At 52.1% G+C, this 12,596-nt stretch carries 13 protein-coding genes and 12 other annotated features; of the genes, 8 read left to right on the top strand and 5 right to left on the bottom strand.

The annotated features are described in order from the left end of the window. The first annotated feature begins 16 nt into the window (after positions 1 to 16). Positions 17 to 22, top strand: a ribosome-binding site (putative RBS for panB; RegulonDB:STMS1H000560). The 3 genes from panB to panD all read left to right on the top strand — a co-directional run bounded on the left by panB (position 17) and on the right by panD (position 2,274). Further along, positions 17 to 819 (top strand): 3-methyl-2-oxobutanoate hydroxymethyltransferase gene (gene panB / locus STM0182; protein ID NP_459187.1). Within the gene, positions 28 to 819 belong to an annotated coding region; the region does not span the whole gene. Its footprint overlaps the feature before it by 6 nt. 112 nt (positions 820 to 931) lie before the next feature. Further along, positions 932 to 937, top strand: a ribosome-binding site (putative RBS for panC; RegulonDB:STMS1H000559). Continuing rightward, positions 932 to 1,799, top strand: a protein-coding gene (gene panC / locus STM0181; protein NP_459186.1) for a pantothenate synthetase. Within the gene, positions 945 to 1,799 belong to an annotated coding region; the region does not span the whole gene. It overlaps the preceding feature by 6 nt. Before the next feature lie 79 nt (positions 1,800 to 1,878). Next, positions 1,879 to 1,884: a ribosome-binding site (putative RBS for panD; RegulonDB:STMS1H000558), on the top strand. Beyond that, positions 1,879 to 2,274 (top strand): aspartate 1-decarboxylase gene (gene panD / locus STM0180; protein ID NP_459185.1). Within the gene, positions 1,894 to 2,274 belong to an annotated coding region; the region does not span the whole gene. It overlaps the preceding feature by 6 nt. A gap of 6 nt (positions 2,275 to 2,280) precedes the next feature. Here panD and yadE read toward each other — a convergent pair. Together yadE and yadI are read right to left on the bottom strand one after the other, a co-directional pair. After that, positions 2,281 to 3,510 carry a putative xylanase/chitin deacetylase gene (gene yadE, locus STM0179; protein NP_459184.1) on the bottom strand — a complete coding sequence of 410 codons (1,230 nt, stop codon included), beginning with the start codon at positions 3,508 to 3,510 and terminating at the stop codon, positions 2,281 to 2,283. Positions 3,511 to 3,571: 61 nt separating this feature from the next. Next, positions 3,572 to 4,023 (bottom strand): putative PTS enzyme gene (yadI, locus tag STM0178; protein NP_459183.1). Within the gene, positions 3,572 to 4,012 belong to an annotated coding region; the region does not span the whole gene. Next, positions 4,018 to 4,023 (bottom strand) — a ribosome-binding site (putative RBS for yadI; RegulonDB:STMS1H000557). Its footprint overlaps the gene before it by 6 nt. A gap of 353 nt (positions 4,024 to 4,376) precedes the next feature. Continuing rightward, positions 4,377 to 4,382: a ribosome-binding site (putative RBS for stiA; RegulonDB:STMS1H000556), on the top strand. On the opposite strand from yadI, the gene stiA reads away from it, so the two are divergent. The 4 genes from stiA (at position 4,377) to stiH (ending at position 9,314) form a co-directional block, all read left to right on the top strand. After that, positions 4,377 to 4,922, top strand: a protein-coding gene (gene stiA / locus STM0177) for a putative fimbrial subunit (protein NP_459182.1). Within the gene, positions 4,383 to 4,922 belong to an annotated coding region; the region does not span the whole gene. It overlaps the preceding feature by 6 nt. A gap of 41 nt (positions 4,923 to 4,963) precedes the next feature. Then, positions 4,964 to 4,969 (top strand) — a ribosome-binding site (putative RBS for stiB; RegulonDB:STMS1H000555). Further along, the gene (gene stiB / locus STM0176; protein ID NP_459181.1) for a putative fimbrial chaparone occupies positions 4,964 to 5,653 on the top strand. Within the gene, positions 4,970 to 5,653 belong to an annotated coding region; the region does not span the whole gene. (Overlaps the previous feature by 6 nt.) A 20-nt stretch (positions 5,654 to 5,673) precedes the next feature. Continuing rightward, positions 5,674 to 5,679 (top strand) — a ribosome-binding site (putative RBS for stiC; RegulonDB:STMS1H000554). Then, positions 5,674 to 8,226 (top strand): putative fimbrial usher gene (gene stiC, locus STM0175; protein NP_459180.1). Within the gene, positions 5,680 to 8,226 belong to an annotated coding region; the region does not span the whole gene. It overlaps the preceding feature by 6 nt. 1 nt (position 8,227) lies before the next feature. Then, positions 8,228 to 8,233 (top strand) — a ribosome-binding site (putative RBS for stiH; RegulonDB:STMS1H000553). Beyond that, positions 8,228 to 9,314 (top strand): putative fimbriae gene (gene stiH, locus STM0174; RefSeq protein NP_459179.1). Within the gene, positions 8,235 to 9,314 belong to an annotated coding region; the region does not span the whole gene. It overlaps the preceding feature by 6 nt. 116 nt (positions 9,315 to 9,430) lie before the next feature. Here the strand turns inward: stiH and yadH are convergent. Both yadH and yadG read right to left on the bottom strand, forming a co-directional pair. Next, the gene (gene yadH, locus STM0173) for a putative transport protein (RefSeq protein ID NP_459178.1) occupies positions 9,431 to 10,214 on the bottom strand. Within the gene, positions 9,431 to 10,201 belong to an annotated coding region; the region does not span the whole gene. Then, the gene (yadG, locus tag STM0172; RefSeq protein NP_459177.1) for a putative ABC-type multidrug transport system, ATPase component occupies positions 10,198 to 11,132 on the bottom strand. Within the gene, positions 10,198 to 11,124 belong to an annotated coding region; the region does not span the whole gene. Before yadG ends, yadH begins: the two co-directional genes overlap by 17 nt. Continuing rightward, positions 10,209 to 10,214, bottom strand: a ribosome-binding site (putative RBS for yadH; RegulonDB:STMS1H000552). Its footprint overlaps the gene before it by 6 nt. Continuing rightward, positions 11,127 to 11,132: a ribosome-binding site (putative RBS for yadG; RegulonDB:STMS1H000551), on the bottom strand. (Lies within the gene yadG.) 84 nt (positions 11,133 to 11,216) lie before the next feature. Beyond that, positions 11,217 to 11,222 (top strand) — a ribosome-binding site (putative RBS for yadF; RegulonDB:STMS1H000550). On the opposite strand from yadG, the gene yadF reads away from it, so the two are divergent. Next, positions 11,217 to 11,895 (top strand): putative carbonic anhydrase gene (gene yadF, locus STM0171; RefSeq protein ID NP_459176.1). Within the gene, positions 11,233 to 11,895 belong to an annotated coding region; the region does not span the whole gene. (Overlaps the previous feature by 6 nt.) A 57-nt stretch (positions 11,896 to 11,952) precedes the next feature. Here the strand turns inward: yadF and hpt are convergent. Then, positions 11,953 to 12,501 (bottom strand): hypoxanthine phosphoribosyltransferase gene (gene hpt / locus STM0170; RefSeq protein NP_459175.1). Within the gene, positions 11,953 to 12,489 belong to an annotated coding region; the region does not span the whole gene. Then, positions 12,496 to 12,501: a ribosome-binding site (putative RBS for hpt; RegulonDB:STMS1H000549), on the bottom strand. Its footprint overlaps the gene before it by 6 nt. Positions 12,502 to 12,596: the final 95 nt, after the last annotated feature.

The following is a 12,596-nucleotide window of genomic DNA, read 5'->3' as shown; positions in this document are numbered from 1 at the left end:
ATATAACTTTTACCATCAGGAAACGTTATGAAACCCACCACCATTTCACTGCTGCAGAAATGCAAGCAAGAGAAAAAACGCTTCGCGACAATTACCGCCTACGACTACAGCTTCGCTAAGTTATTTGCCGACGAAGGTATCAATGTGATGCTGGTTGGCGACTCTCTGGGCATGACAATTCAGGGGCACGACTCCACCCTGCCTGTCACCGTGGAAGATATCGCCTACCACACCCGCGCGGTACGCCGCGGCGCGCCCAACTGTCTATTGCTCTCCGACCTGCCGTTTATGGCTTACGCCACCCCGGAACAGGCATGTGAAAACGCGGCTATCGTGATGCGTGCGGGGGCCAATATGGTCAAAATTGAAGGCGGCGCCTGGCTGGTTGATACGGTGAAAATGCTCACCGAACGCGCCGTGCCGGTTTGTGGTCATCTGGGGTTAACGCCCCAGTCGGTGAATATCTTCGGCGGCTATAAAATTCAGGGCCGTGGAGATGCAGGACAAGTGCTGCTGGATGACGCGCTGGCTTTAGAAGCCGCTGGCGCTCAACTGCTGGTGCTGGAGTGCGTGCCGGTTGAGCTGGCGAAGCGCGTCACGGAAGCGCTGTCGATTCCGGTGATCGGCATCGGCGCGGGCAACGTCACCGACGGTCAGATCCTGGTGATGCACGATGCGTTTGGCATCACCGGCGGTCATATTCCAAAATTCGCGAAAAATTTCCTCGCCGAAGCGGGCGACATGCGCGCCGCCGTACAGCAGTATATGGCTGAAGTGGAGTCCGGCGTTTATCCGGGCGAAGAACACAGCTTTCACTAATTTTTCTGACCGTGCCGGATGGCGACGCGACGCGTCTTATCCGGCCTACAGATCCTCAACGGATGTAGGCCTGATAAGCGCAGCGCCATCGGGCAGGATCATCAAGCAACTCAAGGAGTTTTGTTGTGCTAATCATTGAAACCCTGCCGCTGCTGCGCCAGCATATTCGTCGTCTGCGTCAGGAAGGTAAACGCGTCGCACTGGTTCCCACCATGGGCAACCTGCACGACGGCCATATGAAGCTGGTCGATGAGGCAAAAGCCCGGGCTGATGTGGTGATCGTCAGCATTTTCGTCAATCCGATGCAGTTTGATCGGCCGGACGATCTGGTGCGTTATCCGCGCACGCTGCAGGAAGATTGTGAAAAGCTGAACAAACGCAAAGTCGATTATGTCTTTGCGCCAGCCGTTGAGGAAATCTACCCGCATGGGCTGGAAGGCCAGACGTACGTTGATGTTCCCGGCCTCTCTACCATGCTGGAAGGCGCCAGCCGTCCAGGTCATTTCCGCGGCGTCTCGACTATCGTCAGCAAGCTGTTCAACCTGATCCAGCCGGATATCGCCTGCTTTGGCGAGAAGGATTTCCAGCAACTGGCGCTGATCCGCAAAATGGTGGCGGATATGAGTTATGACATTGAGATCGTCGGCGTGCCGATTATTCGCGCTAAAGACGGTCTGGCGCTCAGCTCACGTAACGCTTATCTGACCGCAGAGCAGCGCAAAATTGCGCCGGGTCTATACAACGTGATGAATAGCATCGCTGAAAAACTGATTGCGGGTAATCGTGAGCTGCAAGAGATTATTGCCATTGCCGAACAGGAACTGAATGAAAAAGGCTTCCGTGCCGACGACATTCAAATCCGTGATGCCGACACGCTGCTGGAGCTGACGGAAACCAGCAAACGCGCAGTGATTCTGGCTGCCGCCTGGCTGGGTCAGGCGCGTCTGATCGATAATCAAAGCGTTACATTAGCCCAGTAGACAGGGGTTAAAAATCGGGCAATACTGCCTGAGAATTTCCAAAGCAGGCCACAAGCGCCTGCTTAGCCAAGGTAAACGACAGGGTAAAGAAGTTATGATTCGCACCATGCTGCAAGGCAAGCTCCACCGCGTAAAAGTCACGCAGGCGGACCTGCACTACGAAGGTTCCTGTGCCATTGACCAGGATTTCCTTGATGCCTCCGGTATTCTGGAAAACGAAGCGATTGATATCTGGAACGTGACCAATGGGAAACGTTTCTCAACCTATGCGATTGCGGCTGAACGCGGCTCCAGAATCATCTCGGTGAACGGTGCGGCGGCGCACTGCGCTGAAGTTGGCGACATTGTGATTATCGCCAGCTTCGTCACCATGTCTGATGAAGAAGCGCGTACATGGCGTCCGAAAGTGGCCTATTTTGAAGGCGACAACGAAATGAAGCGCACCGCGAAAGCTATTCCGGTACAGGTTGCCTGATAGTCCTTATCCCTGCGGCTGGTTGCTGATCAGCCGCGACATGGTTTCCAGCGAATCCGTGCGCAGAATATACAGCCTTTTGAGCAGCATCGGATTATCTCCCGGCTTCACCTTCCCTCTCACCGTGGTTACCGCCAGATGGAAACCGGCGTCTTTTGCTGCTTTGATCGCGGTCGCGTTATAACCGCCAAAGGGATAAGAAAGATAAAATACGTGCGGAGTAAACTGTGCGAGCGCCCGCCGCGAGCGTTCAAAATCAAACAGAATATTATGGTAGCTGCGGCTATATAAAATCGGGCGGCGATGCCCGTCTACCCGGTGTAAAAAATGGGTATGCGACTGAAAATCAAAAACATCGCTTATCTTGCGCAATTCGGACACGCTCATAAATTGCAGCGACCTGGGATTCCATTTTTGCGGATGGCGCTTAATACGCGATGAGATAATAAATGCCGTCGCTTTCATATCGTACTGCTTTAATACCGGATACGCATAGCGACTCACCGATTTAAGGCCATCATCAAAGGTGATAGCCACCGCGCGCGCCGGGAAATTAGCGCGGTTATAGATGTAATCCTCCAGTTGGTACATCGTCAACGTGGCATAGCCGCGATCGCGAAGCCAGGTCATTTGGTTGCTGAATGCCCGAACCGAAGTCGTGGTGGAGGTATGGCGAAAACGGGTATTCTCTTCATCACGTAAAATGTGATGATAGGTCAAAATCGGAATGCCGTTGTCTTCCTGCGCATCCATGGCGTTGACATAAGCCAGCCTGTCGCCAATACGGATCTGATACCAGGTTTGATGTAGCCGGCCTTTCAGCTTGCTAATAATGGGGTAACGCAAATTATCCACCAATACGCCAAACGGGGCGCTACTGATGTCCGGCGCGTTATACACCGGCGTGTCCTTCCAGGTCACCAGATTCTGATTGCTGAGCGGCTTGTTAAGATCGCCCAGGCCATCTTCCACTTTTTGTTTTCCCTGCACGGATTCCAGATGGCCTTTATCGATAAAGCCCACACCGAAGCCGAATTTAAAGGCATAATAATCAGCCGCAACAGGCGTTACGGAAAGAATTTGTCCGGCGCGGATATTCCCTACGGTCACCATTTTGTCGCCAATCTGCGACCAGATGGCGGCATCTTTCGTCGTTTGCATATAACGAGCGGGCAAGGCAGCCAACACATTACCGGCGAAAAAGAACAGCAAGATAAGAACAACGCGCATAACCATATATCATAACCGAGGCGAAAAAACGCCGTCATTGTAGCAAAAGCGTCGTCAATGGTATTGATCAAAACTCATACGAATCATGCAGCAATACAAAAGGCGGATTTTTCTGCTGCTGATGCCAGAGACTGGTGACATCCGGCGCGCCAAGCGCGACAATCTGGTCGCGAAATGCTGAACTGCTCATTGACTCTCGCCAGGTAATCATTTCCTCCATCAATGAATAGCTGACACCGGAAATAACTTCACATTGAGAATGTTTATGGCTCATCAGCGACGCTACACGATAAGGCGCCGCGCCGGAAATGTCGGTTAAAAATATCACGCCTTCACCGGAGTCGGTGGCATGGAGGGCGTCACACATCATGCGGCTGAGCATATTTACGCTTAACCCACGCCAGAAATTGACCGCCCGACACTGCGCCAACGGCCCATACTTCTTTTCAAGACCTTCGAGCATTTCCTGCGCCCGATCGTCATGACAGGAAATGACCCATCCCAGCATAACTTCTCCTCCATTGAGCTCCAATCCTGCATGATGTCAGCATGTTTTTTTGGCCGACAACACACTATGACCACGATCATTTTTTATTCAAAAAAAATTTGCATTATTTTTAAAATTGTTAGCAGCCTTCATAGAATCTGGCCCATTAAAGGGTAATCACGGCGATTCAATTAAACAAACACTCACCAAAATAATTGATTAAATATATATTATAAATATTTCATATTTATGTATTCTGAATTTTTCTTCGCGCCGTAAAAATCATCGGACATTATATTTACTCATTCGGGAATAAAAAGAACAATAACTTTCCACACTATAGATATTGTTACTATGTCAATATTTATAATATCTTAAAGGATCAAAGATAATGAAACTCTCCTTAAAAACACTCACTGTGGCACTGGCCGCCATCACCCTCTCCCCCGCCGCGCTGGCAGACACCGCCAAAGACGGCACCGTACATATCACCGGCCTCATTAAGCAAAACGCCTGTACGGTAAAAACGGATTCAGTAGAGGTGACATTACAGGAAGAATTTGCCTCTCTTTTCACTGCCGCAGGGCAGACGGCAGGGGATACAGACTTCACCATCGAACTCGAAAACTGCGACGCAAACGTCTACAGCAGTGTACAGGCGCGCTTTGAAGGCACACTCGACGGAACCGATGCGACCATCCTGAAAAATGAGGATGATGCTGAGAATATTGGCGTGCAAATTCTTGATAAAACTAGCACCCCTATGACCTTTAACGATCTTCAGGCATGGTCTGCCCCAGTCAACCTCCCTACAGCAGAGGGGGTGACGGAACTCTCAATGCCTTTCACCGCCCGCTATATCGCCACCGCGGTTCCCGTTAAGTCGGGAACGGTCGATGCAACCGCAACATTCTATCTGCAATATAACTGATCCTGGTGGCCAGCGTCGGCTGGCCCCTTTGTTTATTGAGGTCATCAATGAATTCATTGGCTAAAGCAGGGTTGCTTTGTTGCCTGTTGTGCGGTTCGCTGGCGCATGCCGCAGGGATAAACATCGGCACAACGCGGGTTATTTTTCACGGCGATGCCAAAGATGCGTCCATATCGATAAGCAATAGCGACAACGTTCCCTATTTAATTCAGTCCTGGGCGCAATCGATCAGTGAAACCGGGGCGAGCGGTGATGCGCCGTTTATGGTCACCCCGCCGCTTTTTCGCCTTAATGGCGGGCAAAAGAACGTACTACGAATTATCCGTACCGGCGGCAATTTGCCGGAAGATCGCGAGTCGCTGTACTGGCTGGATATTAAATCGATTCCCAGCAGCAATCCGGACAATAAACACAACACACTCATGCTGGCCGTTAAAGCGGAATTTAAGCTGATTTACCGGCCAAAAGCGTTAACCCAAAAACCAGAAGAGGTTGCCGATCGGTTAACGTGGTCGCGTCAGGGTCGCACGCTCACCGTGAAGAACCCCACGCCCTATTATATGAACTTCGCCACCCTTTCCGTTGGCAGTCAAAAAGTGAAAGCCCCGCGCTATGTGGCGCCTTTCGGCAACGCGCAGTACACGCTGCCTGCCGCCGCCAGCGGCCCGATTGTCTGGTCTATCATCAACGATTTTGGCGGTACTGGCCCCGAACATAAACAAACGCCTTGAGAAGAGTGACAGGGATGAGAGTGCCGATGCGCAAAAGGCAACACCGGGTATTTTATTTATCGCGCTGCGCTGTGTGTATCGCGCTGGGCAGCACGTTCACACACGTTGCATGGGCGCGCGACTATTTCAATCCGGCATTTATTGAAAACCATGGGCAGGCGAATCGCACAAGCGTCGATCTGTCGACATTTGATAACGACAAAAGCCAGCTGCCTGGCACCTATTACGTCACTATCAATATCAATAAAACAGAAATCGGCGCACGAAACGTTGATTTTCAACTCGCGACGCTCAGTGACGGTCAACAGGCATTACAGGGCTGTTTACGGCTCCAGGAACTAAAAGATAACGGCGTCAAAACCGACCTTTTTCCAACGCTGGAGAGTGAAAAAGGCTGCGTCGATCTCAGCGTTATCCCCGGCGCCAGCCAGCGGTTTGATTTTCAGCAACAGGCATTATCAGTAAGCATCCCGCAACTCTACATCGCCAACAACGCACGCGGCTACGTACCGCCGGAAAAGTGGCAGGAGGGGATTACCGCGCTGATGCTGAACTACAGCTTCAGCGGCTATAAAGAGTACGGTTCCAGTGAGGATTCCGACGATGCGGAATCGAAGTATCTCGCTCTCCAGCCGGGTTTTAACCTCGGGCCGTGGCGTTTTCGCAACTACAGTAACTGGAGTTCAAATAACGGCGAGAACGGTAGCTGGAACAGCGTTTATAACTATTTACAGCGCGACATTATCGCGCTGAAAAGCCAGTTCACCGCCGGAGACAGCAATACGCCATCCGACGTGTTCGACAGCGTACCTTTTCGCGGCCTCCAGCTCACCTCTGACGATCAAATGCAGCCCAACAGCCAGCGTGGTTACGCCCCGACGATTCGCGGCATCGCCCGCTCAAACGCGCAGGTTATCGTGCGGCAAAACGGCTATATCGCCTATCAGACCGCCGTTTCGCCGGGCGAATTTGAAATCAACGATATGTTTCCCACCGGCAGCAACGGCGACTATGACGTGACGGTAAAAGAAGCCGACGGCAGCGAACAGCATTTTATCGTGCCCTACTCTTCGCTGCCGATTCTGCAGCGCACCGGACGGGCAAAATACAGCGTGACCGTGGGTAAATATCGCGATTATAACAACCACGCGCTGGACGACTTCGGCCAGGCGACCCTGCTGTACGGCCTGCCGTGGGGCATCACCCTGTACGGCGGCAGCCAGATTGCCGGCGATAAATACCAGTCCGTCGCCTTCGGCGTCGGGCAAAATATGCAGATGCTGGGGGCCATTTCCCTGGACGGCATCTGGTCGCACGCCAAATTTGACGATGGCCGCAAAGAAATCGGGCAATCCTGGCACGTCCGCTACAGCAAGGGCGTCGTCAGTACGGGCACCACGTTTTCGCTGGCCGGCTATCGTTACGCCAGCGAAAACTACAATTCGCTGAGCGAGGTGATCAACCCGGACGACGATTTTTATGATAACTACGGCAAGCGCCATAATCGTTTCGAAGCTTCGGTCAACCAGCAAATTAGCAATACGCTCGGTTCCTTAACGCTAAGTTGGGTCAAAGAAGATTACTGGCACAGCGCGCAGCAGATGGAATCCCTGAGCGCCAGCTACAACAATAGCTGGGGTCCGGTGAGCTATACGCTGAGCTACAGCTATAACAAAAACACCTACCAGTACCGTTCGGACAATGACGATGATGACAACGACGACGATCGTTATAACCAGAACGATCGGCTGTTCACGCTGTCGCTGCACGTTCCGTTTACGGTGTTCGATTCCAGGCTATACGCCAGCTATATGCTGAACACGCGTAAGCACGATGCCACGGTGAACAGCACCACCCTTAGCGGCACCGCGCTGCGTGACAGAAACCTGAACTGGTCGTTACAGCAAAGCCACAGCACACAAGACGGTGATTCCGGCGGGGTAAACGCCAGCTATAAAGGCACTTATGCCAACCTCAACGCCGGTTACAATCAGTCGCCAGATAGCCAACAAGTCAGCTACGGCATCAGCGGCGGCATTCTGGCGCACGAAAACGGTATTACCCTGAGCCAGCCGATTACCGGCGCGGCGATTTTAATTAAAGCGCCCGGCGCCAGCGGCGTTTCGGTTGAAAACCAGACCGGCGTCGCCACCGACTTCCGGGGTTATACGGTGATCCCCAACGTCACGCCGTATTATCGCTACGATATCTCGCTCGACAGCAGCACGTTTGCTGACAACGTGGATATTCCGCTCAACAACCAGACCGTCTACCCGACGCGTAATGCGGTGGTGCGCGCGGCGTATGACACGCATAAGGGCTATCGCGTGTTGTTAACGCTGACGCGCAGCAATGGCGAGCCCGTGCCCTTTGGCGCGACGGCAAGCGTCGATGGGCAGGATGCGAACCTGGCCAGTATCGTCGGCGATAAAGGCCAGGTCTTCCTCAGCGGCCTGCCGGAAGAGGGCCTGCTGCTGGTGAACTGGGGAAGCGCCTCTTGCCGCGCGGATTACCGCCTGGATATCAGCAAAAATATGAACGGCATAGTGATGGCGAACGCCGTCTGCCAGTGAGGAACACAATGAAGAATTTATGGATGCTGCTGGCGCTATCGCTATTTTCAGGCCATGCGCTGGCAGACGGAACGATGGGCAACGGAAGCGGCTGGTGTCAACCCACCAGCGGCACGCATAATTTCTTTTTTCCCCTTGACCAGACCATTACCGATACGGATGAGAACCAGGCAGGGAAAATAGTCAAAGAGAGTTGGTCGGTCGGCGGCGAATACAGCGCCAGGTGCGACTGCGATAATAAAGATTATCAGGGCGTTAACTATTTCACCGCCACGACCGGCGATTTAACACAAAAAGGAACGTACAGCGAAGCGGGTAGCAATGGGCAACAGATGGATTTTTATGTTCTGGTCGCGGGTAAGCTGGAGATTGGTACGGAAACCTACATCGTCGGTAACCTGAAACAGTATATCCCCGTTCCCTTTTCAGCGATCAGTAATCAGGACCCCACCGCAGGCGGGTGTACGGGCGCGGACATAAACAAAATGTCCGCAGGGAATAAGGGTAACGTGCGTATTTATATTACTCACCCATTGGTAGGTGAAATCACCATTCCTGAGACGACGATTATGAATCTCTATTTGTCAAAAACGCCGGGCAGCAGCGGAGATAATATTCCCCCTTCCGTTCCACCGATGGCGCACGTCACCATGTCCGGGACCATTACCGTGCCGCAGTCCTGCTCCATCAACGCCGGGCAGGTTATCGAGGTCAGGCTACCGGATATTGAGGGCAAAGATATTCGTCACCTCGGCGACAGCCCGCAGAACTCGCACGTCACCACTCAGGTAAACTTTACCTGTAGCAACGTGGCGGACGGCACCAACCTGTCAATGTCATTAAATGGCGCAACCGATCCGCACAACCCGGACTACCTGAAAACTGACAATGAGAATTTGGGGATACGGATTTCCGATAAATACGATAATACCATCGTTCCCGGCGGCAGCGCCGAATTGCCGATTGAAGATTACACTGACGGTAGAGGCAGCACCGAGTTCACCGCCGCGCCGGTCAATACCACCGGACATGTTCCCCACACCGGAGAATACCAGGCCACCGCCACGCTGGAGATTCAGATTCGCTGAGAGAAGCGTTGGGTTTCGACAAGCCTCACCTACCGACCCGTAACCCATTGATATTACGGACCCGTAGATGAAGTGAAGCGAAGCGCAACCCAACGCCCCATCTCCCCAGTCAGCGCTTAACTGCGCAACCCGCGCCCGCGCTGGATCAGCGACCAACACAGCAGATAGAAAGCAGCGATAAAGATCACCAGTACGCCAAACGTCGTCACCAGCGGCACATCATGGATACCCAGAAAACCATAACGGAAACCGCTGATCATGTAGACGATCGGGTTCAGGTGCGACAGCCCTTGCCAGAACGGCGGCAGCAGCGTCAGCGAGTAAAATACCCCGCCGAGGTAGGTCAGCGGCGTCAGCACAAAGGTCGGGATCAGACTGATATCGTCAAAGGTTTTCGCAAACACGGCGTTCAGCAGTCCGGCCAGCGAGAACAGAATCGCGGTCAGAATCAGCGTTAGCGCGACAAATACCCAGGAATGCACCTGGAAAGGCACGAAAAAGAGCGAAATCGCCGTCACCAGAATCCCTACGCACAGCCCGCGCGCTACGCCGCCGCCGACAAATCCGGCGATGATCACGTGCGTTGGTACCGGCGCGACCAGCAGTTCCTCAATATTGCGCTGAAACTTGGCGCTAAAAAATGACGACGCGACATTCGCGTAGGAGTTAGTAATGACCGCCATCATAATCAGGCCCGGCACAATAAATTGCATATAGCTAAAACCATGCATTTCGCCGATGCGCGAACCAATCAGGTTACCGAAAATAATAAAATAGAGCGTCATGGTGATGACGGGCGGCACCAGCGTTTGCACCCAGATCCGCATAAAGCGGTGGATCTCTTTCGCCCAGATGCTTTTAAGGGCAACCCAGTAAAGCTGCATCATGCGCGATCTCCTTGTTTTTCATGCACCAGCGACACAAACAGTTCTTCCAGACGGTTGGCTTTATTACGCATACTTAATACCTGAACCCCCTGCTCGCTCAGTTGGCTAAAGACACTGTTAACCCCCTGCTCGCGTAACACTTCCACCTCCAGAGTCGAGGTATCCACCAGACGATATTGATAACCCGTAAGCTTAGGTAGCGGGCTTTTTGGCGCTAAATCCAGAATAAACGTCTCCGATTTCAGCTTTGAAAGCAGATTTTTCATGGAGGTATTTTCCACCAGCTCGCCGTGCTGAATAATACCGATATTGCGGCACAGCATTTCTGCCTCTTCCAGATAGTGGGTGGTAAGAATAATCGTGGTGCCTTTGGCGTTTAAATCTTTCAGGAATCCCCACATCGAGCGACGCAATTCGATATCGACGCCCGCCGTCGGCTCATCGAGAATCAATAGTTTAGGCTCATGCATCAGCGCGCGGGCGATCATCAGGCGGCGCTTCATCCCACCGGAGAGCATCCGCGCGCGTTCATGACGTTTTTCCCACAGATCGAGCTGTTTTAAATACTTTTCGCTACGTAAAACCGCCTCTTTATGTTCCACGCCGTAATAACCCGCCTGATTCACTACGATCTGTTGCACCGTTTCAAACGGGTTAAAGTTAAACTCCTGTGGCACCAGTCCAAGCTGTCGCTTGGCGTTAACCACGTCTTTTTCCAGGTCGTAACCAAAAACGTTAACGCGCCCGGACGTTTTATTAACCAATGAGCTGATAATACCGATGGTGGTCGATTTCCCTGCTCCATTTGGCCCCAGAAGCGCGTAAAAATCCCCCGCTTCGACCTGCAAATCTATGCCGCGCAACGCCTGAACGCCGCCGGGATAGGTTTTTTTAAGTTGTTGAAGTTCCAGCGCAATGGTCATAAATTCTCACTTACTTTACGTTCTTACACTTTATATATGGTTTAAATAATTACGGAGTTGCCCTATATTAGCCCAACGCACTTATTTGGTTACAGGTCGTTAACTTCCATGAAAGACATAGATACACTCATCAGCAACAATGCACTATGGTCAAAAATGCTGGTGGAAGAGGACCCCGGATTTTTTGAGAAACTGGCGCAAGCGCAAAAACCGCGCTTTCTATGGATTGGATGTTCCGACAGCCGCGTTCCCGCAGAGCGTTTAACCGGGCTTGAACCGGGCGAATTGTTTGTTCACCGTAATGTGGCTAACCTGGTTATTCACACCGATCTGAACTGTCTCTCCGTGGTTCAGTATGCGGTAGATGTTCTGGAAGTTGAGCATATTATCATTTGCGGCCACTCCGGTTGCGGCGGTATCAAGGCTGCGGTAGAAAACCCTGAGCTGGGCTTGATTAATAACTGGCTGCTGCATATCCGCGACATCTGGCTTAAACATAGCTCGCTGTTGGGAAAAATGCCCGAAGAGCAACGTCTGGACGCGCTCTATGAATTGAACGTCATGGAACAGGTCTATAACCTGGGGCATTCCACCATTATGCAGTCAGCGTGGAAACGCGGTCAGAATGTGACCATTCACGGCTGGGCGTACAGTATCAATGATGGCCTGCTGCGCGATCTTGACGTCACCGCCACCAACAGAGAAACGCTGGAGAACGGCTATCATAAGGGTATTTCCGCCCTAAGTCTGAAATACATTCCCCACCAATAAGCCATTAGCTATAGGCCGGATAAGTCGCTTTAGCGACGCCATCCGGCATTTCTGCGCTTACTCGTCCAGCAGCACCACTTTACCAACATACGGTAGATGGCGATAACGCTGAGCGTAGTCGATACCGTAACCGACTACAAATTCGTCCGGAATCGAAAAGCCAACGAACTCAACCGGCACGTCCACTTCGCGGCGAGAAGGTTTATCCAGCAGCGTACAAATCGCCAGCGATTTCGGCTCGCGCAGGCCCAGGATTTCACGGACCTTCGACAGCGTATTACCGGAATCAATAATGTCTTCGACAATCAGCACGTCTTTACCACGAATATCTTCATCCAGATCTTTGAGGATTTTCACGTCGCGGGTGGTGGACATGCCGCTACCATAACTGGAGGCGGTCATAAAATCGACTTCATGAGGAACCTGGACTTCACGGCACAGGTCCGCCATAAACATAAATGAGCCACGCAACAGACCTACCAGCACCATTTCACTGCCGCTGTCTTTATAACGTTCGGTAATCTGACGACCCAACTCGGCAATACGTGCTTTGATCTCCGCTTCGGGGATCATGACTTCAACAGTATGTTTCATATTTATAACCATATGATTTAAAAACAAATCACTCAATGCCGGTGACTAATAACGCCGCATTGACGCGCAAGGCACGCAGTATAACAGCAAACGTATTCATTCGCGGC

Origin of the sequence: Salmonella enterica subsp. enterica serovar Typhimurium str. LT2 (assembly GCF_000006945.2) — a bacterium.
GTDB classification, from domain to species: domain Bacteria; phylum Pseudomonadota; class Gammaproteobacteria; order Enterobacterales; family Enterobacteriaceae; genus Salmonella; species Salmonella enterica.
Note: the sequence above shows the minus strand (reverse complement) of the source record. Positions and strands in the feature narration are given on the sequence as shown.